The sequence below is a fragment of the Sphingomonas sp. ABOLH genome (assembly GCF_003951715.1).
Taxonomy (GTDB): Bacteria; Pseudomonadota; Alphaproteobacteria; order Sphingomonadales; family Sphingomonadaceae; genus Sphingomonas; species Sphingomonas hankookensis_A.
The window spans coordinates 1-22,547 of sequence record NZ_QQWV01000048.1; the positions used below are offsets into that span (position 1 = coordinate 1).

A 22,547-nucleotide genomic window follows, 5' to 3' on the forward strand; every position below is an offset into this window, starting at 1 on the left:
TCATGTTGCGCATCACGGTGGCCGGATGCCTGTCAGAATGGAGAGCCGTGTGCATTGAAAGGTGCAAGCACGGTTCGGGGGGAGGCGCTGGGGCGTCCTCGAAAGAGGCGTCTCGCGTCTACCCTACGGAGACCCCGCCAGGGGGCTCCGTGAGGCCCGCCAGGGCCGAATAGAGCCCGGTCCCGCCCACAAGGCGGGACGCCCCGCCCTGCCCCTCTACGGCCGTCCCACAGCCAGCACAGCAGGATCAGCAGGATCAGTCCCATTCATACTCGCCACCGTCATCCCCGGCATCGTAATCCGGCATTTCCTGGATTCCCGGATCATCCGGATCGCGGTGTGCATCGGGGTCATCGCCGTGCGGGTCGGTCTGGATATCCGGTTCGCTTGCGAACCGGATATCTTCATCGACCCGGTCAGCAATGTCCGGCTCGACGGCACTGTCATCGTCGAGCCAGCAGGGGCGCGGACAATGGAGCAGCTGGTGACCGCGATGGACGAAGGGCTGGCCGTTCATCAGGATGGGTCGCTCGGCGAGACGCCGGCAGGGTTCATTGCGACGGTTGCGGAAGCCGCACGGCACCGCCAGCGGGGCGAGCGCGACGGCATTGCCGTCGTGGTCGCCGCCGGCGGGTGCCGGCTCGTCGACCCGAGCGACCGGGTCCGGTGCCGCAGGTATCGGCTCGGGCGCGAACGGGTCGCCGTCGAACATGTCGCGCTGGACGGTCATGGTGCCGGACCTTTCAGGTGAGCGCGCGCTGGCGCAAGGCCGCGGTGCGAAGCACCGTGGGCGAGGCGTCCTGCGCGGGCGATGATGAAGCATGCGCGAAGGGCGACGCCCGCAGGCGCCGCCCGGTTCGCTGGCCGGTCAGTAGAACTCGGCGCGATCGGCGATGATCTCGCAGCCGTAGCGGTCGTTGCCGTCGCTGTCCTGCCAGCGGGTGTAGTGCAGGCGTCCCTCGATGGCGATGAGGTCGCCCTTCTTGCGGTTGCCGGCGATCGCCTTGGCGAGGCCGTTGAAGCAGGTGACCTTGTGGTATTCGGTCTCCTTGACGGTGAAGCCGTCGTCGCCTTTGTAGGTGTGGCCGTCCTTGTTGAGCTTCGGGCGATCGGTCGCCACGAAGATGGTCGCGACGCTGGTGGCGCGATTGACTTCGCGCAGTTCGGGGGTGCGGGTCAGGCGGCCGACGAGGTTCACGTTGTTCATGGCATTGCCTCCTTGGGTTGGTCGGCGGTCCGTCCGCCGGTGTCACCTGAAGGGCGTCGCGGTTCGGGGCGTCGCACCGGAGGGCGAGCTGGGCCGGCGCGCAGGCGGCGGGCCTGGTCGACCGGAGGGGAACCCCTTTTGCAGGGGTGGTGCGGGCAGCCGCGCGAAGCGCGGCAACACGGCCCTGCCAAAGGGGTTGCGAGGCCCCGGGGCGCGGCGCAGGTGACACGAAACGGCGGATGGGCCGTCGATCAGCCCAAGGTTCCCGCAGGCATTGCCATGGACAAACCTCGTGAACCGCTCATGTCGGTCGCCTGACCCGTACCCCCGAACGACCCGGCGCGAAGGCAGGCGTGCCGCCAGCGTCGCTCGCTGACCGACGTGGTGCCGCTCCGAAGCTCGACAAGGACGGCCGCGCCCGGGCGACGACGCACCGGCAAGGAGACCGGATGCCGCAAGGTCGCCCGACGGCCGACCCTCGCCAGGGCGATCGCCGGCAACCGCATCGGACCTGGGCGTCCTCATCGCCATCGGGGTTAAACGCCTGCCGATACCCGCTGGCAGGACAGCGACGGCTTTACGCGCCGCCCGGCTGCGAGATCATCGCCGATTGTGATGATCTATCCGTCCGGTCAACGAATCGGGCGGCGCCTGCGGGCGTCGTCCTTCGGGTTGGCGAGGATCGATCGCCTACTCGGTTCGCCGGGTGGGGGTGATCCGATGCTCGACGATCAGCGCCGCGACACGTTGTACGATGCGGCTCGGCACCTCGGCGATGATGGTGCTACCGTCGTTACCGGCGCGAACGTCGGGTCCGACCCATGCGAAATCGTTCACGTCGTCCCACACGATGCGTGATCGGTCATCGAGGCCGAAGGCCTCAATGAATCGCGGCGGCAGAGGGACGGATGCAGCCGGTGAATAATCGCGCGTCGTCAGTGGCACCATCAGGACACGGAGCCTTCCGGCTGAGCGATAGCTGCCAACCACCATGCAGGGGCGGAGTTTCGAGCCGTCCTCGTCGCCCCGGTTATGTTCATGCCGCCAGAGGTAGAAATACCAGATCAGGTCACCGGCTTGCGGTTCAATCGACGTACTGATCGTTTTGGACGGACCCGGCGCTGGGCGTCGCGGTCCTGATGGCGTGGATGGCTTCATCGCTCAACTCCTGCGGCGAGAGCGCGAGGTGATCGAGGCGGGACAAGCGTTCGAACTCGGAGGCGGGTAGCATGACCACGCGGGCAGCGCCGTTGCGCTCGATCGCGATCGGATGCGTCATCGCCTCGTCGTAATAGAAGCCGAACCGCTTCGACACGTCGGTCGATCTGGCCTTTTCGATTGTAGGGGTCATGGTTTCCCTCATCTTTCGTTACGCGGCCGGGGATCGATTAAGCCCTGCGTCCCTCCAGGATGGGACCCTCATCTGGTCCTGCCAATGTTGTAACGGCCATCTTTCTGTTACATGGGAATCCGTATCTTCCGTAAAACGGAAGACAATCCGTACACCACGGACCGCGCGGCTGCAACAGGCACTAACGGCAACAGGGACCGCTTCGGCGATGAAGCGATCCCCGTCGAGGTGGCGATACGGGCGACGCGTCAGCGCCGCCCGATGCCGGTCAGACCCTCTCGTCGACCGGCGCGGTGCTGGCACCCAGCCCGTCTCCGGTGTCATCGCCTGCGCCCGAGGTCGCCACGTCACGGCCATCGGCGGTGAAAGGCAGCGCGGGTTCGCCATCGTCCGCCTTGACCCCGAGCGCGGCACCGACGTCGCGGCGCTTCTGGGCGCGCTGCCACACGACGTTGTACGAGCCGTCGTCCTGGCGGAAGGCCGAGACCTGGAGGGGCGCGGCGAGCGACGGATCGTCGATGCGGCCGTTGAGGAACGCCTCGCCGGTGTTGTTGGAGGTGAGTTCGAAGAACGCGCCGACCTGCACCCACGTCCGGCCCGGGGTGAGCGCATGGATCTCGTAGCGCGGGGCGCGCGGATTGGACGACTGGACCGGCTTCAGCGCGATCGTCATCGCGACCGCGAGGGTGGAAATGCGGCCCATGAAGATGCCCGCGTCGTTCTGCTTGATCTGACCGATGTTCATGACGTGTCTCCTGATGTCGTGCTGGACCCCATGTCCTCGACACCGATCTTCAATCCTCCTCCCCTCCCCGGCCCTTCGGCCGGGCAGGGCGCGATGAGCGCCCCTCACCGACCGCGTTCTTCACGCGGACGGTGGTGCGTGCGGGACGCGGATCGGGCTAGGTCAGGAGGATGCGCCGATGGCGCTGTTAGCTATCGGTCTCAGGCTTTCCCGGGACGATGGAGAGCGCAGGCGGTTTGAAGCCACCCAACCGGAAGTGCTCACCGATCGCGGCGAGGTCACCTAGAGCATTGTATTCCTGAAGCGTCAGCACGACGCTTTCGTTGTCGTCGGCCGAGAATATCGCGCGCGGACCATGACCTGGCCAGACCCGAACTTCGGGCGAGAACGACCCGGGCGAGCCTCCCGACCACGTCCTGAACGGAAGGTCGTTGGTGCAGCAGAAGTCCTCGATATCCTCGATATTGCCGTCCTGGACCTCGTGAGAATGGAGGCGCAGGGGTTCGCCGGATGTAACGGATTCAAGCGGTTCTCCCCCCCATTCGGTCGAGAGGCCGTAGAAATCGGCGAGTTTGTACAGTTCGGGCAGTCGATCGGCGGGAAGTTTCCCTCCGATCGTAATGGAGACGGAAACGCGGTCGGCCATGTCGGGACCTCGGGATGAAGTGGACGAGCCGGTCCCGCGAGCGGTGTCATCACCATTCGCCCGGCTATCCATTCAGCACCCCCTTCCCTTGAGCGTGGCCCAGGTTCGAACTGCGATAACCTGTGCTTATAGGGCGATAAAGCGAAACTATTGTTACACTGTCGTTCCGATACGGTGTTGAATTGAGACTGAAGCCCATAAGGCAAAAAGAAAGGCGACGCCGTATGCCGGCGTCGCCCCGAGTTTCGGCGTGCGGGAGCGAAAGGGGGCGCGCCCGTGCGCCATGCGGTGCCGTGAGGGAGTGCACGGCACCGGGGGTGGATCAGGCGTCCTCGGCGACGCGCTGGCGGCGACCGCGGCCCTTGCCGACCGGCTCCTCGACCGGGGCGGTGGTTTCGCCCAGGCCGTTGTCGGTGGTGCCCGCATCGTGATCGGGGCCGTTGCCGACCGGGCCGCCATCGGCGCCGAACGGCGGCGACAGATCGTCATCCGCCTTGACGCCGAGCGCGGCACCGACATCGCGGCGCTTCTGGGCGCGCTGCCACACGACGTTGTACGAGCCGTCGTCCTGGCGGAAGGCCGAGACCTGCAGCGGCGCGGCGAGCGACGGATCGTCGATGCGGCCGTTCAGGAACGCCTCGCCGGTGTTGTTCGAGGTGAGTTCGAAGAACGCCCCGACCTGCACCCACGTCCGGCCCGGGGTGAGCGCGTGGATCTCGTAGCGCGGCGCGCGCGGGTTGGACGACTGGACCGGCTTGAGCGCGATCGTCATCGCGACGGCGAGGGTGGAAATGCGGCCCATGAAAATGCCCGCGTCGTTCTGCTTGATCTGACCGATGTTCATGACGTGTCTCCTGTGATGTCGTGCTGGACCCCATGTCCTCGACACCGATCTTCAATCCTCCTCCCCTCCCCGGCCCTTCGGCCGGGCAGGGCGCGATGAGCGCCCCTCACCGACCGCGTCTTCACGCGGACGGTGGATCGTGCGGGACGCGGACCGGGCCTGCCGATCATCGGCCGATCTTGTCGGTCAGGGCGGTGCCGATATCGGCGTGTGCCGCGGCGAGCGCGCCGATCGCGCGGCTGACGACGTCGGTCGCCTCGTCGCTCGGATCGATGCACCAGCATTTGCCGGCGTGGCGGATGTCGATCAGCCGGTCGGACTTGTTGTCGATCCCGAACGTGTAGCCTTGACGCTGGTCGAAGCCGGCGACGGTGACGTCGGTCGTTTTGGCCTTGATCGTGACGACGGGCGCGACCGCGGGGGTCAGCAGCACGGTATCGCGCGGCGTTTGCGCCTGTGGGACCAGCGCGGGTGCGGGCGGCTTGCCGAGCGTCGGCATCTTCGGGATCGGCACGAGGCCGTTCACCGCGTCCTGCGCCATGTCGGCCGCCATTGCGGTCGCCATGAAGATGGCGGTGCGCGCGAGATCCTGGGCGATGGCTTCGCGGTGCGGCTCGGTCAGCGTGGGCAGGAGGTGGCAGAGTTTGGTGTCGAGCGCGAAGGCGACGGGCTCGGCGTTGGGATCGATGCACATGATCGTGACCTTTCGGCAAAATGCCCGGACCCCATGTCCAGGATGCCGATCCGGTCCCTCTCTCCTTCCGGCGCAGCCGGTGCCGGCATCGTCGCGAGGCGATGCCGTGCCGTTCAGCGAGGCGGTCGCGGATGTCGCATGAGGCGCTTCCGGGCGGCCGACAGATGATCGATCGAGCGTTGCAGGAAGAAGGCGTGCGCGCTGTCGGATTCGAGTGTCCCCAACCGGCGTTCGAGCGCCGTGATACGGTGGTGGATCGCATCGATCGTCAGCATGATATCGTCGAACGAGAGCGCGACGACGGTCTGCGGATAGGGATAGGGCAGCGCCGGCGCGACGAAGGCGAGGAAATGGGGCTGCACGGGCAAATGGTGCAGGAGGGCGGTCGCGACCGCGCGGCGGATCTGGGAGGCGCCGTGGACGAGTTCTGCTAGCAGCACGTCCATCGCCATCGGGCGGACGATGCGCAGTGCGCCGGGGTCGAGGGTGACGGCGATCGGATCGGTCGAGGCGAGACCGATGACGCCCTCCGACAGGATGGCGAGAACGTCGCCTTCCTCGATGCAGGGACCGTCATCGAGACAGGCGTCATGCGCGGCTTCGCTGGTGTCGAAATAATGGACGCGATACATGGGCTGGTCCCTTTCTGCTGGGTCAGGAATATTCCGGGCGACGTGCGGGAAACCGCGTGGGCGGGAGGCCGGAGAAGCTGAAGGCGCGGAAGCGTCCGCCGGTGTAGGCGGCCGAATCCACCGGCGGGCGATGCCGCTGCAGGCGCTCGAGCAGCCGGTTGGCGCGGCGCATCGCCGCGATCGCGGCCTCGTCGTGGTAATGGAGGGCGATCACGCGGACGAAGGTGCCGGTGTCGTACCACCATCCCCCTTCTCGGGGCCGCCCCAGGCACGGTCGATTTCGTAGAAGGCGAGGATGCTGCGCATTGGGTCGGCTCCGGTTGTCACCGGGTCGGATGATCCTCCCGGTTCATAACAGCCGGTCCCCCTTCCCCTTCCTCAGACGTCCGGTGCTTCGTCGGGACGCTGGTGGCGCAGCGCACGCGCGAGCGCCCGCTTGCGGGCGGTCGCCGCGGCGCGCGACGGATAGGCGCCCGAGAGGCGAGAGGGGTGTGACAAGCTGTTGTCGAACACGACCCAGCCCGTTGCGGTATGGGCGACGTGCATCCCGTCGCTGCGCGAGGGGGTGGTCATGACGGGCGCGCCCGCCTGATCGCGGCCTCGGCGATGAGCTGGCCGGCAAGCGTGTTGCGATGCGACGCGATCCGGCTGTCGGGCGCAGCCACGACTTCGGCCGCGCGGGTCAGCAGAGCCGCGAGGTCGGTGTCCGACATCGGCGCCGGTTTGGTCGCGGATCGCGCGGGTTCTTCCCCAGCCTTGTCGAGCATGAGCACGAGGATCGAGGGCTTGATGTCCTCGTCGAGCGGGCGACTGTCGGCGACGAACCTGCCGCCACGCGTGATCGCGAACGCGTTGAAGGTGGGTGATACCCCGTTATCGGCGTTGGGGATCGTGGTGCCGCGATCGTGGAACTGGATGTCGATGAAACGCGGCGGGCCACCATAAGTCTTTTCGAGAAAGCAGAAGGTCACGCGGCGACCCTCGCTGGTCTTCGCCGTGATCGTGAACGCGCCGTCAGGCACGTCGATGGGCTTGTGCGGCACGTCGTTGTAACCGGCGAAGCCCGCGGCGATCGCGTCGGCGCGCGTCATGACGGGGAGATCGGTGATATCGGGCATGATGAAAGCTCCTTGCTCTGGATCAGGCGGCACGCTTCAGCGCGATCAGGTCGGAAAAGCGGTCTCGCACCGCGCCGGCATTGGGATAGAGATCGGCGAGACCGTGCCGCGAGAGGATCGGTGCGCGGGACGCGGCGATGATGCCGGCCTCCTCGATGGTGGGAATGCGCGGCGGCCAGCCTTTGACGTAGCGCAGGTCGGGCGGCATCGCGGCTTCGAGCCGTCGCCGCTCGGCGGCATCGGCCTTGGCGAGGGAAATCCGGTTCCTCAAATTACCCGGTATGTGACGCGGTGCGACGTCGGCGAGCCAGCGTGCGGGCTGGAACGAGAAGGTTGAGGTCGCCTCGAGGCCGACCAGGTGGAGCAGCGCGGGACGGTTCGCCGGTGCCGAAGCCGATGCCTGGGCGTCGCCGAGCGATTGAAGGACGCAAAAGCGGCACGACAGTCGTGACGACTGGTAACAGGTGTAGGCGACGTGCAGCGGGATGCCGAGCGTATCGTGCGCGGCGAAGACCTGTGGTGTCGTCCAGTGCGCGATCGGGTTCCACAGCATCATCGCGGTGCCGTGCGGATTGCCGGCAGCGGCGTAGCGCGCGTCTGCTTTCCATTCGGGTGTGCGTGACCGAGCGATGCTCTCGTCGCGGCGCAGTCCCAGCACGTTGATGATAGTCTGGCCGCGCAGCAGTCTGGCGAGGTGCGGCCCGATGACATGGGCCTTCATCTCTGAGGTGCAGAAGCGCAGCGCCGAGGATGACCAGGGACCGATCAGATTATAGGTTTCGAGTGCCTCGTAGCGCGCCTTGCCGTTGGCAAAGCGCGTGGCCCAGCGGTCGAACAGGTCGCCGGCGTTGCGCCGGACGATCGTCAGCGGGACGCCGGCGTGGGCCGCGAGATCCTCGACCGTCGCGGGCGTTTCGTCCCATTCGGCACGGCCGAGGTCGGCGTGAATGGCGATACGCCGCTCGCGCGGATGGCCGAGCGCATCGAGGATCAGGTTGACCGCGAACATCGCGGCCGAGCTGTCCTTGCCGCCCGAGAGGTTGAAGACGATCCATGCGCCGCGTTCGACCGCGTCGAGGATGGCGGGCGGCAGGGCGAGGGCCGGAAGGCCGGCGACCAGGCCGCGTCCGATGTCGATGAACATGGCCGTTCAGGCCGCGAGCGGCGCTGGCAGCGCCAGCCACTCGGGTTCGTCGTTGGCGATGACCGGATCGTGTGCGCGGGCCTCGGCTTTCGAGAACACGGTCGCGCTGGCGAGTGCCCCGAAGCCGTCGTCGTTGTTCCAGAAGACGGCGTGGCCGTCCTGGTCGCGCGAGGCGAGCACGAAACCGAAGCGACCCTCGTGACCATGGGTGTCGGGATCGGCTGCGGCGCTGCGCGCGGCGCGATCGAGGATGTCCTGGGTGCTGTGGAACGTCAGCCCCGCGTCGGTAATGATGACGCAGCCGCCTCCGAACTCGCCGGGGCGCAGCCGGTCGCAGTCGGAGATCCATGCGAACCCGCAGGGGAGCGCGGACTTGCAAGCGCGGAAGATGAGCTGGGCGACCTGTTCGACGCCGAATTGATCGCCGCTGAAGAATACGCGCGCGTTCCCGTCTTCGCCTTTCCAGTCGATGTCGATCGCGCAGTCGAGATAAGGGAAATGCCAATCGTCGAATATCTCGAGGAAGCTTTCGAACTTCATCGGCCCCTTCGCCGGGAACACGGCGTGAAACGCGGGATCGAGCGCGTCATATTCGTGGGCGAGGTCGGCATCGTCGCCGTTGGTGTCGAGGATATCGACTGCCTGTTCGGCAATGGTTAGCAACGCCGCGTCGGCGTGGCTCATGGTCAGCGTGAACGCGGCCTTGGTGTAGGTGTTCGCCATGGGAATGCTCCGAAATGATGGGAAATCGCTCTGTGCGGTCGCGCTCAGGCGTCCGCGGCCTCGGCGAGACGCGCGTTGGCGGCCGCGGCCTCGGCGGGGTAAGCCTGCGTGAGATTGCCGTGCAGGACCGCGAAATCCGGGATCGGGAAAAGACCGTTCGGCCCGGGCCGGGTAATCAGCAGCGCGCTGATGACGGCATCGGCCGGATCGGCATGGACGATGGTGGGCGTCTCGCCGTTATACTCGACCGGCGCGGTGAAGCCCGCCTCGCGCCAGGTGGCGAGTCCCTCCTCGACGCGTGTCGCATAGTCGGCGACGGCCTCGTCGAGCTCGTTCTCGATATGGAGGACGAGTTCGACATAGCGACCGAAATCGTGTCGGTTGGACAGGCCGGCGAGGCGGCATCCCGGGGGCGGCGGGCCGTAGCGTGCGATCAGCGCGGACTTGTAGACCGCGATTTCGAGGCGGTTGAGGCTGTCGAAGTTGGGCGACTGGCCGAGTTGCGCGCAATCCTCCTCGGCGGGACCGGCACCGAGATCGATAAAATATGGCATGGGGCTCTCCGTCGATCGTCATTGATCGACGCGCCCCATCCCCCTCCCCTTTCTTGTCGGGTACTCAGTCGCCGAAGAAGCGGCGCTTGATGGCGATCTGCGCCTCGCCATCGGACTGGCCGAGGGTCATCAGCCGGTCGGTCTCGAGCGTGATCGCGAGATCGGCGGGAAGATCGGCCCAGCGTGAGGCGATGGTGACCGCGGCGGCCGCTGTGGTCAGCTCGCCGGGGTGCGCGCCATGCCATGCGACGGTTTCGTCCTCACCCGTGAGATGCGGGTGCGGGCGCAGCACCTGGACGAAGAAGGTGCCAAGCGGGCGGTCCCACCCGATGCTGACGCTGGTGCCGGGTTCGATACCGGGAAACTGGTGGCGGCTCATGGCGATCCTTTCAGGGTCAGTGCAGCGAGATCCACTCGCCGTGCCAGGGGCGCGGGTGCGGGTAGAAGCGAAGAACGCCTGGAACATCGGTTTCGCCGCTGGCGAGGCGTTCTTCCAGCCAGAGGATGTAGAGCGCGGCGTCGGCGAGATCGCCGGCGAGCAGATCGTCGAGCATCGCGGCCTCGCGCGCGGTCTGTTCGTCGAGCGCGGACCAGTCCAGCGCATCGAGGAAACGGTCGCGTCGATCGGTGTAGCGCGCGATGCGGGCAGCGTCGGCCTGGACGCTGGCGATGGCGAGATGGATATTCACGGGCGGTGCTCCTTCCGGCATGTCGGTGACATGCCGCCCGCTCCCGCTCCCCTTCCCTCGCGCCGCTGGCGCGGGGATCATGCCGCGAGGATTTCGCGGATCGCGTCGCTCCGGCGCGGATAGGCAAGCCGGGGCAGATCGCGCGCGGTGCGCCGGGCGTCGCGCGTCAGCTCGAAGCAATAGGTGAATAGCGGGCTTTGCCGGTGCGGGCGGAGCAGATTGTCGGCACGGAGCCGCGCGAGCCAGTCGGCGGGGTGTTCGTGCGCCTCCGGCCTCGGCGCACCGAGCCGCACCAGCTGGTCGATCGCCCCGGCATGGCCGGATTCGAGGTTGCGGATCTTCGACAGCGTTCTCTCCGAGATCGTCTCGCCGGCGATGCGCAGCACCGTCCGCGGCCTCGTGCGGCCGCGATAGGCGCCCGACAGCGCGGCATAGACGACGCCGCAATGGCCGAAGGCGGGATCGGAGAAGCTGACGACAGCGTCGATCCGGGGCTTGGCGAGGCGCAGGAGGCGGAAGGCGCGCGACGTGAAGAAGCTTTCGCCGTTCGCGGCGACCGAGGGCAGGCAGATGAGCCGTTGCAGTACGCAGCCCCGAGCGGGATCGGCATAGCCGGTGTGCCGGGTGATGACCGCGCCGGTCGCCGGCACGCCGAACACGATGAGACCGACCAACGCGGATCTGCCCGGGTCGCCCGGACCGAACAGCCCGCAGGCGAGCTGGGCGGCGGGATAGCGCGGGAGGTAATGATGGTCGGCGAGGAATGCGCGGGCAGTATCATGGGCGACGACATCGACGGCGTAGCGGCGCGGGTCGATCACGCTGTCGCCGGCAACGAACAAGCTGCGCCGGTCGCGCCAGCGCTGGGAGCGGTCGGTGAGCATGGTTACCTCCGTCAGGCCGCGTCGGCGTAGATCTCGGCCGCCCAGGTCTCGATCCATCCGGTGGTGATCTCATCGTGATCAAGGTCTTAGGTCTGGTTCGGCCTGTCCGATTAGGTCCAGTTGGCTGACCTTGAAGGGTTTTCGGGCGCGCTCGCTAACCGGACGTCTGGTTAGCCCCGCGCGCGGCTATTCTTCGGACGCATTCGGCGGGGCGATCGGCAGCATAGCAACATTGCGTCGGTCCCGAAGCTCGCGGACAAGGTCGGCATTGCGCTCCTCCAACCGCTTCGCGCGGCTCTCCGCGATCAACGCGCGCCGCAAGAGAGAGGCATTCTCGGTGGCCAGCACCCGGATCCGCACCTCCGCCTCCCCCTTTCCTCCATCCAGCTTTGGAACCTCATCCTGACCCGAAGCCGGAGATCGTTCAGCCTGAAGGGCACGGAGATCTTCAAGCACAGCGCGATGATTGGTGTAGAGCGCATTGCGTCCGATGCCGGCGTGCCGGGCCAGCGCCGCAACGGAGATTTCGGATTCAGGATCGGCGCGCAACACGGCGAGAGCTTCCCGCAGGCGGGTAGCGACCCGCTCGCGGCGACGCCCTTGGGGCGTATCAGCCGAGGTTGCCATCGGCGGGCTGCAAATCGAGATCGTCGATCACGCGGCGGCTCTCCTCGACCCGCGTGATCGCCAGATTTCGGCTTTCAGGGTCAAGGTCGGTTCTTTCCAGGAGAGCCAGGTTTCGTTTCAGGCGGGCTTCCCAGACCGGCTTGTGACGTTCGCTCACCGCGAAGTTCGCGCAAGTGACGCATGTGCCCTGCGTGCGGAGAACGGGATTGGGCTCTTTGTCGGACCCGAGGCAGGCAGACGTCTCCCGACGGTAGAGACAGTAGCCCCAGTCGCAGACGCCGAGCCTGATGTCGGTATCGGCCAACAGGCGGGTGATGTAGGCATCGAGGTCGCCATCGTGCGTGCGACCGCGGAACGGCGATCGCGCCGCAAGATCGCGCCCCGCCTTGCCGCCCAGGCGAGGCGCGACCAGCAACTCTTCGAGCGCGGCGCGGGTTTCTCGTGCCGCCTGGGCGTCGACCAGTTCAACCAGCTCGAAGTCCGTGCCGACATAGGCGCGGTCGGTCATGGCGCGGGTCACATGCCCGAGATGCTTGGCCAATGCCGCGAGACCGGTCCTGTCGCGCCGGCCCACGAACCGCGCGAAGGTCTTGCGGCCCTGGTGGGTGGCAAGCCTCCAGCTTTCACCGTTGATTTCGGGAAGGCGAAGCGCGGCCCCAATGCCGTCATTCAGGCGTATATTCATAGCCGAACTGGTGAGCGGCTCGATCGGCAATGCCGAGGTTCGGATCGCGCTCCCCGGGCGGACCTGGAGCAGCCAGAGATATTGTCGGCCGTCGATCGCTCGCCATGGTGCCGATAGGCGCTCAAGAACTTCGATGGCGCGAACGGCGGGTTCGGGGGCGATCCAGCGATGCGGCACTCCGTCTCCTGGAGCGTCCTTTCGGATCGTGCCGGTCAGATAGGCGAACATCTCCTGCTGCTCGCCCTGCACCCGCTCGATGCAACCGGCTTCCAGCGATAGGATTTCCGAAGCGCGCGGCCCAACGAGATAGGCGAGGACAATGAAGCAAGCCTCGTAGAGACGGGCCACCATGCCATTGAAGGTGAGCATCGGCTGGACCGTCAGCGGCTGAGCCTGCCCAGGAACAAACTCGATCGGTGGAGCAGCGTGCAGGTATCGGCGTATGCGCCTGGAACGCCCCGGTTTTGCATGCCCTTTTGCGGAAGCCGCATCGTGCAGCGCCTGTATGTCGTCACGCATATGAAGGATGGTATCGGCTGGCTCGCCGATGAGATGGAGCGCTCCCGCAACGAGCGGCATTGCGATTTCATCAGGCGTATAGGGCCACCGCTCGACCGGGCGCCAACGGCCCAGCTCATTGAGCGCAGGCGGCGCGGATTTCGGGGTGTCGGGAAGCTTCTCACGCTGTTGGTAAAACGCCCGCAGCAGCGTGCGGTAGTTGCTCGCGGTCGATAGCGCCATCGTGCCATTGTCTCTCGGGCGCTGGGCGAGATCATCGAACAGATGCCGGATGGCCTCGTCATCCAGTTCCGACCATCGAGCCAGGCCGCGGCCCGCCATCCATTCCAGCACGACCCGCTGGAGCGTTCCCTGCGTTCCAAGCGAACGTAACGAGAGCGCGGATCGACCGGGAGGTGGATCGCTGTGCAACGACCAGAGCAGATGCTTGCTCGCCTCGCGCAGCGTCCGCCAATGCGGCTCGTTGAACCGGCTTCCGTCGGGCAGTGTGAACCCCCAGTCGACGCGGAAGGTGGTGTCCCGCTGACCCACGACGCCTGTCGCCATCTGCCAATGGTCGTCGCCGAACATCGAGTGCGGAGAGACGCGCAGCGAGGCCTGCGGCAAGGCGAGGAGCGGAACGCTCATTCCAGTTCCGGGAGATCGGGGAGCATCGCGGCCCGTTGTTCTGCCTCCTCCCTCAAGTCGGGCGGGAACGCCGGAAGAAGATCATGTTCGAGCACCTGCAAGCTGGGCGCATAGAACAACGCCCAGCGAGCCGGATCGATCTGATCGCGGGCGTCGAGAAGATGCCGGCGAGCTTGCAGCACGCGCGCGAACCGCTCGACATCAAGCGGAACGATCAGCCCCGGACAGGCAAGGCAACCTCGCAGTCTCGGACAGAGATGCGGATTTCCGTCAGCGCCCTGTTCGACAGGCGCCAGACAACGATGCCCGAACAATGCCGTTACCGGGCCGTGGCGGGCGGGCTCCTTCCGGTCGGGTCCGCAGACCCAGGCTACCATGAGCTTCTGAAGGCGCGCGATCGTCTCCTGCTCGAGCTTCCGTGCGGCCGGTCCCTCGACGTAGCGATCGGTCGTGACGAGGCTGGCGTGATTGAGAACCGTCCCTGCCGCGCGCAGGTCGCCGCCAGAAGCCAGATAATGCTCCGTGGCGACGCTGCCGCGTAGTTGCGAGGCCGTGAACTTGGGCACCAGTGGTTTCGGTTGCTCCGGATGTGCGGTGTTCCAGCGTTCGATCCGCCTGTTGGTGCGGCCGATGAAGCGATTGATGAACCCGGGGATGCTGTCGGGCGCGATCAGGCCGGCAGGATAGTCGTGCCTGCGATAATAGGCCCGCGACAGATAGCGGATCAGGAACAGACATTCCCGTTCTTCAGGCGGAGCATGCTCGATCAGCGGCTCGGTCATCGCCAGCAGCATTTCGATCAGACGCGGTGCGGATCGCATTTTACGGCGGTCGAAGGACCGACGCTGCATTTTCGGAGTTCGACCGCCCCGCTGCTTGAGCCATTCCACCATGACCCGATGATCATCGAGTGGATGGGGCACGAGGCAGTCGCGGCGGATCGCCCGAAGAGGCTGGGGATTGGCGGCAAGCTGGATCGCCAGCGCGACAAAGAACGGCCCCATCGTGTGCGAGGTCAGGTGATAATGCTGAGCGATCGCCTCCTGACGTCCATGATGCTCGAGCGAGTTCGGGTTGATCCCGGCAGCGCGGATTGCCTCGCCGCTCGGAGCGATGCCGCCGCCGATCCGGTGGAGTTTCCACACCCAGCGCGCGAGCGCCTCTCTCGGACCAGTTCCCTCCGGGGGTTGGGGAGAGGCGATGATCTTCTGGCCGCGCTGGAACCGCGCCCATGCGATGTCGATCTCTTCATAGGCGGCCGCGAGGATCGTTTTCATTTCCGCTGCCGTGAGCCGGGCTTTGGGTTCTGGCGCCCACCCCGTGCTGGGGAACGGGCTGTAGGGGATGGCGAGCGCGCTCCCGAACAGATCCGGATCGGTCTGCTCGATGCGCTCGAGCAATGGTTTCAGGCTGGCGAAGCGTTGAGCCATCGTGGCTCGGCTGAGCTGGCGGCCTTCTATCGAGGGTGCCAGCGCATCAATGTAGCGCCGGATCGTGCCGGCGTTCACATCAGCAGCACAGCTTACGCCTTCTGTGCGTAGGAAGCGACCGAAGCGCCGGATCACTCTCCAGCGTCCGCGTCGTGTGGAGATCGAAGATCCGGCATCATGAACCCTGAACGCCTCGACAAAGGCGCAGGTGAGGTCATGTGGCATGTCGAGGGCGACCGGATCGAACGTCTGCACGACCTGTCCCCATTCATCACGAAAGGAGAAGCGTCGATCATCTGGCGCTTGCGCGGTCGATGCTCGATCGATCGCGATACGGCGGTCGATCCGTCCCTCAGCCAGCATCGTTGATCGCTTCGCCGTAGAGCCAGGCAAGGCTCTCGTTGATATCGGGTTCGTACAGCTCGACGCAGCGCAGGTAGATGGCGGTCGTCGCGATCGAGGCATGGCCCAACAGAACCTGGACGATCTTCAGCGGATTCAGCGCCGGATTGGCACGAGCCTGGATCTGAAGCCGCGTGAGCATCACCATCGCGAAGGTGTGACGGAGCCAATGCAGCGTGCCGGGCAACCCAGCGGCCGCGAACGCCTCGGACAGAAGCGCCGTCAGGCGTTTGCGCGTCATCGCACGGCCATGTTCATTCAGGAGAAGATTGGGCGGCGCCCTGTAGCGGGGATCGGCATTGCGCGCGCGCCGCACGATCCGGGCCCGGTCCTCTCCGATATACCAGTGCGTGCGATCAAGCAGGCGAACCGGCGGATAGACCGTTCGCGGCCGGTCGCCCTTGGTGATGCTGAGCGGCACGCCTACAAGCGGCGTCTCTTCCGGGTGAAGCGACCAGCTATCCGGTATCTGATCGACCGCCAGAGCACATAGTTCCTTGCGTCGAAGGCCTGCGCACAGCGCCCACTCCCCTGCAAGGCGCGCGGTCGGCGCAAGCTGCGCGAACAGCCTTGCCAGCTCATCGGGGCGCATTGGTCGTGGCAGTTGCTCCGGGACCGAGACCGTGAGGCTCCCGGTCGAACGGCGTCTGATCTGTGGCCCAACACGCGGTCCCCTGCCCTGCCGTGTCTGCAACGGTCGCGGGAACGCGCGATGCCGGATGAAGTCGTGATCGAGGGCCCAGGAATAGAAGCGATAGACGGTGGCAACCCGGGCATTGATGGTGGAGCGGGCAAACGGCCGCCCGGTATGCTGGCTCGGCCCTTCGAGCATTCGGGATCGATAAGCTGCGAGTATATGCTCGTCAGCGACATCCCATTTGATGTTGGACTGCTCGAGCGCATCGAACCACTCATACAGGTGCTCGCCATAGGTCCGTACCGTCTCCGAGGCCTGGGAGTGGCCATGAACCTCGGCATGTTCGAGCAGATAGGCAAAGGCCGGCTCGATGATGGCCATGTTCGCGTCGAACAGGATGGGGAACCCGGCGGGAATGCCGGGCTCACCTGGAACGGCACGGATGATCGTCACCATGGATCACACCTCCGCCTCACGCACGCGGGATCAGGGCGGTTATTCTAGCATCATCCCGGCCTTTCCAGTTCGGACAGTCGGCTGAGCGAGCACTTTTTGGGCCGGGCGACACGACGCCTGTTCCAATTCATCCATATATCCACTATCTCGGATATATGGATACTGATTCGGCTATCACGGCCCTGGCCGCTCTCGCGCAGGGCACACGCCTTGACGCATTTCGGTTGCTGGTGCGCCACGAGCCCGAAGGATTGCCCGCCGGCGAGATCGCAAAAGCGCTCGACGTTCCTCAGAACACGATGTCCGCGCACCTCGCCGCGTTGACGCGCGCGGGCCTGCTGAAGTCCGAGCGGCAAAGCCGGTCGATCATCTACTGCGCCGACCTCGATGCGCTGCGCGCGCTGACCCTCTTTCTGGTGAAGGACTGCTGCGCCGGAAAACCGGAACTGTGTGCACCGCTCGTCGCCGAACTCGTCCCCTGCTGCTGACGGAGACTGCCATGTCCACCGATCGCGTGTTCAACGTCCTGTTCCTCTGCACCGGCAATTCGGCACGCTCGATCCTCGCCGAGAGCGCCATGAACAAGCTCGGCCAAGGTCGCTTCCATGCCTTCTCGGCCGGGAGCTATCCCAAGGGCGCGGTTAACCCCGACGCGCTCGCACTGCTGGAACGGCTCGACTATCCGACCGAGGGCCTGCGCTCGAAAAGCTGGGAGGAGTTTTCCCGGCCCGGTGCGCCGGTCATGGATTTCGTGTTCACCGTCTGCGACGACGCAGCCGGTGAAGTCTGCCCGGTATGGCCCGGCCATCCAATGACGGCCCATTGGGGCATCGAAGATCCAAGCCATGTCCAGGGCGGTGACATAGAGCGCGAACGCGCTTTCGTGATGGCGCTGAACTATCTGGAAAACCGTATCCGGCTGTTCATCTCGCTGCCGATCGACAAGCTCGAAGCCACGGCGCTGACCGCCAAGCTGCGCGAGATCGGCCATACCGAAGGCTCGACCACTCGCCGGGGAGATGCGGCGTGACCGACATCATCGTCTATCACAACCCGGAGTGCGGCACGTCGCGCAACGTGGTGGGCCTGATCCGCAATGCCGGGATCGAGCCGCATGTCATCGAATATCTGAAGACCCCACCGTCGCGGCCATTGCTGGTCCAGCTCATCGCGCGCGCCGGGATCACGCCGCGCGAGCTGCTGCGCGAGAAGGGCACGCCCTATGCCGAACTAGGCCTGGGCGATCCCTCGCTGTCAGATGAAGCCCTGATCGACGCAATGATGGCACACCCGATCCTCATCAACCGGCCGCTGGTCGTCTCGCCGCTCGGCGTGAAACTGTGTCGCCCTTCGGAGGCGGTACTGGACCTGCTACCCGCACCGCAACAGGGCGCATTCGCCAAGGAGGACGGCCAACAGGTCGTCGATGCGGCCGGCGCGCGGGTGATCTGAGGCATGGCGACCGTTCTCGACGCCACGCCGGCTCGTCCCGGCATCTCCTTCTTCGAGCGCTATCTGACCCTGTGGGTGGCGCTCTGCATCGTTGCTGGGATCGCGCTCGGCCATATGTTGCCCGGCCTGTTCGGCGCGATTGCCTCCGCCGAGGTGGCGCGGGTCAATCTCGTCGTCGCGGTGCTGATCTGGCTGATGATCGTGCCGATGCTGCTCAAGATCGACTTCGGCGCGCTGGGATCGGTGCGCCAGCATTGGAAGGGCGTCGGTGTCACGCTGTTCATCAATTGGGCGGTCAAGCCTTTCTCGATGGCGCTGCTCGGCACGCTGTTCCTGGGCTGGATGTTCGCGCCGTTGCTGCCGGCGGGCGAAGCGCCGTCCTATATCGCCGGGCTGATCCTGCTGGCGGCTGCGCCCTGCACGGCAATGGTGTTCGTGTGGTCGAACCTCTGCGACGGCGAACCCAATTACACGTTGAGCCAGGTGGCGCTGAACGACCTCATCATGGTGTTCGCCTTCGCACCGCTGGTCGGGCTGCTGCTCGGCGTCGCCTCGGTGACGGTGCCGTGGGATACGCTGTTGCTCTCGGTCGGCCTCTACATTGTCGTGCCGGTGATCGTCGCGCAGCTCGTCCGTCGCGCCGTGCTGGCATCAGGCGGACAGGCCGCGCTTGACCGGCTGCTGGCCCGGCTCGGGCCGGTGTCGCTCACCGCCCTGCTGGCGACGCTGATGTTGCTGTTCGGCTTCCAGGGCGAGGCAATCGTCGCGCAGCCCTTTGTGATCGCGCTCATCGCCGTGCCGATTCTGGTACAGGTCTATTTCAATGCCGGGCTGGCCTATTGGCTGAGCCGCCGTTTTGGCGTCGCATGGTGCGTGGCGGCGCCCGCCGCGCTGATCGGCGCGTCCAATTTCTTCGAGCTGGCGGTGGCCGCCGCAATAAGCCTGTTCGGCCTCAAGTCCGGCGCCGCGCTCGCCACGGTCGTCGGCGTGCTGGTCGAGGTGCCGGTGATGCTGTCGGTCGTGGCGATCGTGAAGCGGACACGCGGCTGGTATGAGAAGGGAGCCGCTGCTTGACCCGTATCAGCGAGTTGACCGACCCTGATCATCTGCCGGCGCTCGATCTCCGCTATGTCCATGAGCGGCCCGCGTTCGGGCTTGGTGCGGGCGATCCACCGCCGCGTATCCTGCTGCTCTATGGTTCATTGCGCGAACGGTCCTTCTCGCGTTTCGCAGTCGAGGAGGCGGCACGGTTGCTCCAGTTCTTCGGGGCGGAGACGCGCATCTTCGATCCGACCGACCTGCCGTTGCCCGATCAGGTGAAGGGCGACGATCATCCCGCCGTCCATGAACTGCGCGACCATGCCATGTGGTCGGAGGGCATGGTGTGGTGCAGCCCGGAGCGTCACGGCCAGATCACCGGTATCATGAAAGCGCAGATCGACCATCTGCCGCTGGAGATGAAGGGGATGCGCCCGACCCAGGGCCGCACGCTGGCGGTGATGCAGGTGTCGGGCGGATCGCAGTCGTTCAACGCGGTCAACACGCTCCGGCTGCTCGGCCGCTGGATGCGGATGTTCACCATCCCCAACCAGTCAAGCGTGGCGATGGCCTACAAGGAGTTCGACGAAGCCGGTCGCATGAAGCCCTCCAGTTACTATGACCGCATCGTCGATGTGATGGAGGAGCTGGTGCGCTTTACCGTGCTCACCCGTGGGCACGCCGTGCAGCTCGTCGACCGCTATTCGGAGCGGAAGGCGGAGGCGGCAAAGCAGGATGCCGCCCCCGATCTGGCATCGCAGTCGATCGCTTAAGTCGAGCGCCTCGCCAAGCGAGGGATCAGGCCGACCACCGCCAGCTCTTTGGGTTAGCGCGGCGGTCGGCCTGATCCCTCTCCGCATCCGTTCCTAATGAGACAGATCAGAGGACCGGACCTAAGAGATCGCCGCTCTCGATCAGGGCGCGGATCTCGGCGCGAGCCTGCGCGATCGCGCGTTCCCAGGGGTCGGCGGTTGGTGGCGGTGGAGTAGACGCCGCGGCCTCGGGCAGGTGTCGCGGTGTTTCGAGCGTTCGCGCGCATTGCGTGCGATACCAGCGTTCCATGAAGTCGGCGCCGAGCGCGTCGGTCTTGGCGATGCGATGCCTGAGCGCGTGCTGTCGCACGCCTACGCCCCATCCCTGGCTGTCTATCGAGGCGATCCAGCGTGCGAACGGCGTGAGGTACGGCAGGGCATCGCCTTTCACCCCGAAGAGGTGCGCCTTGACGCCGATCGGCAGGATGCGGGTCAGCCGCTCGACGACGGCGATCAGCCCTTCGGGACCGTGGATCGGTCGCCGGCACATGCTGCCGATGCCGACGACGGTGCCGGGCAGGATCAGACCGCCGATCGCGTCGAGTGAACGGACGTAGTCGTCGGGCACGCGGCCCTGCAGCACGGGCATCAGCCGGTCGCGGATGGCCAAGTCGTCGGCGCGGGCAAAGCATTCTCGGTTGGTGGCGGTGGTGCGCGCGATGCGGTCGAGCACTTCCTCGCGGTCGTGGGCAACGCCCTCTTCGCAGCAGTAATCGACCGACGAGATGCGTCGGAACGGCCATGACGCGGCGAGCGCCATGTAATCGGCGATGCTCCAGGGAAGCCCGCCATAGCGGACCATCATGGTGTAACCGGCGGAATCGAGGTCGACGCTGGCGAGCGGTCGCGCGTTGGCGAGCGTTCCGGTGCGCCATCCCGACCACTCGCGCCAGCCATCGGCCTTGCGCCAGCGCGACAGACAATTGGCCGAGATCAGCACCGGTGCTTGCAGCGCGACCGCGCGCTGAAGGATAGGCCCGTTTGCGAGATGCGGCAGGCCGAGGATGATCTCGATCGTCATCGTCTAGCGGCCAGCTAGCTGATAGCTGTCGGCCATTCCGACAATACGCATCACAGATCCTCGCGCAGCATGAGCGTGAGAACACGGCGCGTGATGCTGGCGTCGGCGGGGTCTTCCGATCCCCATTCCAGCGCCACGTCATAATAATCGATACGGAAGTGTATCGTCTCGCCTGACAGCTCGAACTGGCCGCGATCGCGCTCGGGACAGTCGGCGGGGAAAGTGTAGCGGCGCAGCGCCTGCAGGACATGCGCCTGGGCGACGGCTTCCGAGGCGAGCGTGCCGTTCGACAGCGCGCCGAGGCACGCGCGGGTCATGACGATCTTCGCGGTGCGGTCGAACCCCTGGCGGCAACGGTCGTTGAGCCTGGCCACGGCTTCGAGGCGCGTTTCGGTGGCGGTCAAAATCATGTGACGATCCTCCGTTGGGTCGATAGCGATGGTGGCGGGGACTTCAGGCGGCGAGCGCGTCGCTTTGTCCCCGGCCTCGTTCGGGAAAGGCCGCATGGAAGCGGTCGAGCCAGTCGCCCATCGTCGGGCGCTCGCCGAGCGGGATGACCGCCGCGACGTCCTGGAACCGTATGAGGTCGAGTGGCGCATCGCGGATGATGCGGTCGATCTCGTCGGCCGGCAGGAGGTGTTCGTCGCGGATGAAGGCGGTCATCGATCCGGGGCGCGCGCGGGTCGATCTGCGCCACAGGCCCTCGACCGTGTGCAGCCGCGGGGCTGCGCGTGCCTCGACCAGCACGATGAGCCGCAGGCACCATTGCGGGAGGCCGCGGATTTCGTCCGGATGATTGGCGATGCACAGCCAGCACGCCGATTTGGGGGGCACCGGCAGACCCTCGGCCTGGATGCGGGCGACGCAGTCGGGCCGGTCCCATCGCCATTCGCGCAAGGGATATTGGCAGTCGTACAGCGGATCGTCGATCGACAGCGCATGGTTGGCGCGCGCGGTGTCGCGCGGACCGGCGTCATAGCCGATCAGGCGGACGACGCGCTGCCCGCGCGCCCATGCGTCGACCGCTGGTTGCCAGGTCGACAGGAATTTGTCCTGCGGCGCCTTCTTGTATTTGAGGCTGCAACTCGACCCGCCGAGCGACTTGCTCGGCAGCGTGGCGTTGGTCAGGCACATCTCGAGGATGCCGTAATAGGGCGGCCAGTGCTTGAATCGCCTCGGGACATAGCTGACCAGCTCGAACCGGATGCCGCGATCGCGCATCCAGGGCCGGATCACGTCGAGATATTCGTAAGTGGCCGGTTTCTCGACCGAGGTATCGGCGGTCAGCACGAGGTCAGGCGCTTCGCCGCGCGCGTGCTTCTCGATCAGCAGCGCGGTGCTGTCGACGCCGATGCCGTAGGCCAGCACCACTGGTGGCGGCGGCGCCAGCGGCACGACCGGAACTGCCGCGCCGGTCATGGTGCATCCTCCGGTTCGAGATAGGTGTCGTAGGGCGCACCGGCAGACTCGACCCAGCTACCTTCCTCGTCGAGGTTCTCGATCCGTGCGAGCAGCGCCTCCTTCAGCTGGCGCGCGTCGACGTCGTGGCCCTTGTCGTCGTTCGAGACGAGGCTGAAGGCGATCGTATAGGCGTGGTTGTAGCGTGCCAT

Annotated in this window: 31 protein-coding genes; 5 read left to right on the top strand and 26 right to left on the bottom strand. The window is 66.1% G+C overall.

Features of this window, described 5'->3' with window-relative positions:
- Window positions 1-256: 256 nt before the first annotated feature.
- The 22 genes from CA237_RS16595 to CA237_RS16700 form a co-directional block, all read right to left on the bottom strand.
- On the bottom strand, window positions 257-730 hold the full coding sequence (locus CA237_RS16595; RefSeq protein WP_126014897.1) for a hypothetical protein: 474 nt from the start codon (window positions 728-730) through the stop codon (window positions 257-259).
- Window positions 731-868: 138 nt separating this feature from the next.
- Window positions 869-1,207 carry a single-stranded DNA-binding protein gene (locus tag CA237_RS16600; protein WP_010409121.1) on the bottom strand — a complete coding sequence of 113 codons (339 nt, stop codon included), beginning with the start codon at window positions 1,205-1,207 and terminating at the stop codon, window positions 869-871.
- Between the two features lie 690 nt (window positions 1,208-1,897).
- Window positions 1,898-2,155, bottom strand: a complete 258-nt coding sequence (locus tag CA237_RS16605) for a hypothetical protein (protein ID WP_010409119.1) — start codon at window positions 2,153-2,155, stop codon at window positions 1,898-1,900.
- Window positions 2,156-2,291: 136 nt separating this feature from the next.
- Window positions 2,292-2,558 (bottom strand): type II toxin-antitoxin system Phd/YefM family antitoxin, encoded by a 267-nt coding sequence (locus CA237_RS16610; protein WP_010409116.1) that lies wholly within the window; start codon window positions 2,556-2,558, stop codon window positions 2,292-2,294.
- A gap of 268 nt (window positions 2,559-2,826) precedes the next feature.
- Window positions 2,827-3,303 carry a DUF736 domain-containing protein gene (locus tag CA237_RS16615; RefSeq protein WP_024310589.1) on the bottom strand — a complete coding sequence of 159 codons (477 nt, stop codon included), beginning with the start codon at window positions 3,301-3,303 and terminating at the stop codon, window positions 2,827-2,829.
- A gap of 187 nt (window positions 3,304-3,490) precedes the next feature.
- On the bottom strand, window positions 3,491-3,949 hold the full coding sequence (locus CA237_RS16620; RefSeq protein WP_126014899.1) for a hypothetical protein: 459 nt from the start codon (window positions 3,947-3,949) through the stop codon (window positions 3,491-3,493).
- Between the two features lie 322 nt (window positions 3,950-4,271).
- Complete coding sequence (locus tag CA237_RS16625) at window positions 4,272-4,793, bottom strand: DUF736 domain-containing protein (RefSeq protein ID WP_033967161.1); 522 nt, start codon at window positions 4,791-4,793, stop codon at window positions 4,272-4,274.
- A gap of 166 nt (window positions 4,794-4,959) precedes the next feature.
- Window positions 4,960-5,487, bottom strand: a complete 528-nt coding sequence (locus CA237_RS16630) for a hypothetical protein (protein ID WP_010409112.1) — start codon at window positions 5,485-5,487, stop codon at window positions 4,960-4,962.
- A gap of 113 nt (window positions 5,488-5,600) precedes the next feature.
- Window positions 5,601-6,119: a hypothetical protein gene (locus CA237_RS16635; protein WP_010409110.1), complete on the bottom strand. Its 519-nt coding sequence runs from the start codon at window positions 6,117-6,119 to the stop codon at window positions 5,601-5,603.
- 22 nt (window positions 6,120-6,141) lie between these two features.
- A complete protein-coding gene (locus CA237_RS16640) occupies window positions 6,142-6,333 on the bottom strand; it encodes a hypothetical protein (RefSeq protein ID WP_010409107.1) in 192 nt (63 codons plus the stop codon).
- 164 nt (window positions 6,334-6,497) lie between these two features.
- On the bottom strand, window positions 6,498-6,692 hold the full coding sequence (locus CA237_RS16645) for a hypothetical protein (protein ID WP_010409103.1): 195 nt from the start codon (window positions 6,690-6,692) through the stop codon (window positions 6,498-6,500).
- Window positions 6,689-7,237: a hypothetical protein gene (locus tag CA237_RS16650; protein ID WP_010409101.1), complete on the bottom strand. Its 549-nt coding sequence runs from the start codon at window positions 7,235-7,237 to the stop codon at window positions 6,689-6,691. The genes CA237_RS16645 and CA237_RS16650 overlap by 4 nt, the downstream gene beginning before the upstream one ends.
- 22 nt (window positions 7,238-7,259) lie before the next feature.
- The gene (locus tag CA237_RS16655; RefSeq protein WP_010409098.1) at window positions 7,260-8,381 is read right to left on the bottom strand and encodes a phosphoadenosine phosphosulfate reductase family protein; all 1,122 of its coding nucleotides are present in this window, start codon (window positions 8,379-8,381) and stop codon (window positions 7,260-7,262) included.
- Window positions 8,382-8,387: 6 nt separating this feature from the next.
- The gene (locus CA237_RS16660) at window positions 8,388-9,104 is read right to left on the bottom strand and encodes a hypothetical protein (RefSeq protein ID WP_010409095.1); all 717 of its coding nucleotides are present in this window, start codon (window positions 9,102-9,104) and stop codon (window positions 8,388-8,390) included.
- A 44-nt stretch (window positions 9,105-9,148) separates the two neighbouring features.
- A complete protein-coding gene (locus CA237_RS16665) occupies window positions 9,149-9,658 on the bottom strand; it encodes a hypothetical protein (protein WP_010409093.1) in 510 nt (169 codons plus the stop codon).
- Between the two features lie 64 nt (window positions 9,659-9,722).
- On the bottom strand, window positions 9,723-10,037 hold the full coding sequence (locus CA237_RS16670) for a hypothetical protein (RefSeq protein ID WP_010409090.1): 315 nt from the start codon (window positions 10,035-10,037) through the stop codon (window positions 9,723-9,725).
- Window positions 10,038-10,053: 16 nt separating this feature from the next.
- Entirely contained in the window at window positions 10,054-10,347 is a 294-nt protein-coding gene (locus CA237_RS16675) for a hypothetical protein (RefSeq protein ID WP_126014901.1), read from the bottom strand.
- A gap of 77 nt (window positions 10,348-10,424) precedes the next feature.
- On the bottom strand, window positions 10,425-11,231 hold the full coding sequence (locus CA237_RS16680; protein ID WP_010409084.1) for a hypothetical protein: 807 nt from the start codon (window positions 11,229-11,231) through the stop codon (window positions 10,425-10,427).
- Between the two features lie 186 nt (window positions 11,232-11,417).
- Window positions 11,418-11,858 carry a hypothetical protein gene (locus CA237_RS16685; RefSeq protein WP_047100430.1) on the bottom strand — a complete coding sequence of 147 codons (441 nt, stop codon included), beginning with the start codon at window positions 11,856-11,858 and terminating at the stop codon, window positions 11,418-11,420.
- Window positions 11,842-13,689 (bottom strand): hypothetical protein, encoded by a 1,848-nt coding sequence (locus CA237_RS16690; protein ID WP_047100429.1) that lies wholly within the window; start codon window positions 13,687-13,689, stop codon window positions 11,842-11,844. Before CA237_RS16690 ends, CA237_RS16685 begins: the two co-directional genes overlap by 17 nt.
- Entirely contained in the window at window positions 13,686-15,482 is a 1,797-nt protein-coding gene (locus CA237_RS16695) for a site-specific integrase (RefSeq protein WP_126014903.1), read from the bottom strand. The genes CA237_RS16690 and CA237_RS16695 overlap by 4 nt, the downstream gene beginning before the upstream one ends.
- Window positions 15,472-16,614, bottom strand: a complete 1,143-nt coding sequence (locus CA237_RS16700; protein WP_047100428.1) for a tyrosine-type recombinase/integrase — start codon at window positions 16,612-16,614, stop codon at window positions 15,472-15,474. Before CA237_RS16700 ends, CA237_RS16695 begins: the two co-directional genes overlap by 11 nt.
- Window positions 16,615-16,769: 155 nt before the next feature.
- Here CA237_RS16700 and CA237_RS16705 point away from each other — a divergent pair, with 155 nt between their 5' ends.
- The 5 genes from CA237_RS16705 to arsH are packed head-to-tail and all read left to right on the top strand — an operon-like array spanning window position 16,770 to window position 19,877.
- Window positions 16,770-17,102, top strand: coding sequence for a metalloregulator ArsR/SmtB family transcription factor (locus tag CA237_RS16705; protein WP_047100427.1), 333 nt, complete (start codon window positions 16,770-16,772; stop codon window positions 17,100-17,102).
- An 11-nt stretch (window positions 17,103-17,113) separates the two neighbouring features.
- Window positions 17,114-17,644: an arsenate reductase ArsC gene (locus CA237_RS16710; protein ID WP_107394420.1), complete on the top strand. Its 531-nt coding sequence runs from the start codon at window positions 17,114-17,116 to the stop codon at window positions 17,642-17,644.
- Entirely contained in the window at window positions 17,641-18,066 is a 426-nt protein-coding gene (gene arsC / locus CA237_RS16715; protein WP_047100425.1) for an arsenate reductase (glutaredoxin), read from the top strand. Before CA237_RS16710 ends, arsC begins: the two co-directional genes overlap by 4 nt.
- Before the next feature lie 3 nt (window positions 18,067-18,069).
- Window positions 18,070-19,140, top strand: a complete 1,071-nt coding sequence (gene arsB / locus CA237_RS16720) for an ACR3 family arsenite efflux transporter (RefSeq protein ID WP_047100424.1) — start codon at window positions 18,070-18,072, stop codon at window positions 19,138-19,140.
- Window positions 19,137-19,877, top strand: a complete 741-nt coding sequence (gene arsH / locus CA237_RS16725) for an arsenical resistance protein ArsH (protein ID WP_047100423.1) — start codon at window positions 19,137-19,139, stop codon at window positions 19,875-19,877. The genes arsB and arsH overlap by 4 nt, the downstream gene beginning before the upstream one ends.
- A gap of 106 nt (window positions 19,878-19,983) precedes the next feature.
- Here arsH and CA237_RS16730 read toward each other — a convergent pair whose 3' ends face one another.
- The 4 genes from CA237_RS16730 to CA237_RS16745 are packed head-to-tail and all read right to left on the bottom strand — an operon-like array spanning window position 19,984 to window position 22,547.
- Window positions 19,984-20,937, bottom strand: coding sequence for a hypothetical protein (locus tag CA237_RS16730; RefSeq protein ID WP_126014905.1), 954 nt, complete (start codon window positions 20,935-20,937; stop codon window positions 19,984-19,986).
- A 50-nt stretch (window positions 20,938-20,987) separates the two neighbouring features.
- Complete coding sequence (locus tag CA237_RS16735; RefSeq protein ID WP_010409079.1) at window positions 20,988-21,347, bottom strand: DUF3768 domain-containing protein; 360 nt, start codon at window positions 21,345-21,347, stop codon at window positions 20,988-20,990.
- 43 nt (window positions 21,348-21,390) lie between these two features.
- Complete coding sequence (locus tag CA237_RS16740) at window positions 21,391-22,356, bottom strand: hypothetical protein (protein ID WP_126014907.1); 966 nt, start codon at window positions 22,354-22,356, stop codon at window positions 21,391-21,393.
- The gene (locus CA237_RS16745) at window positions 22,353-22,547 is read right to left on the bottom strand and encodes a hypothetical protein (protein WP_024310657.1); all 195 of its coding nucleotides are present in this window, start codon (window positions 22,545-22,547) and stop codon (window positions 22,353-22,355) included. Before CA237_RS16745 ends, CA237_RS16740 begins: the two co-directional genes overlap by 4 nt.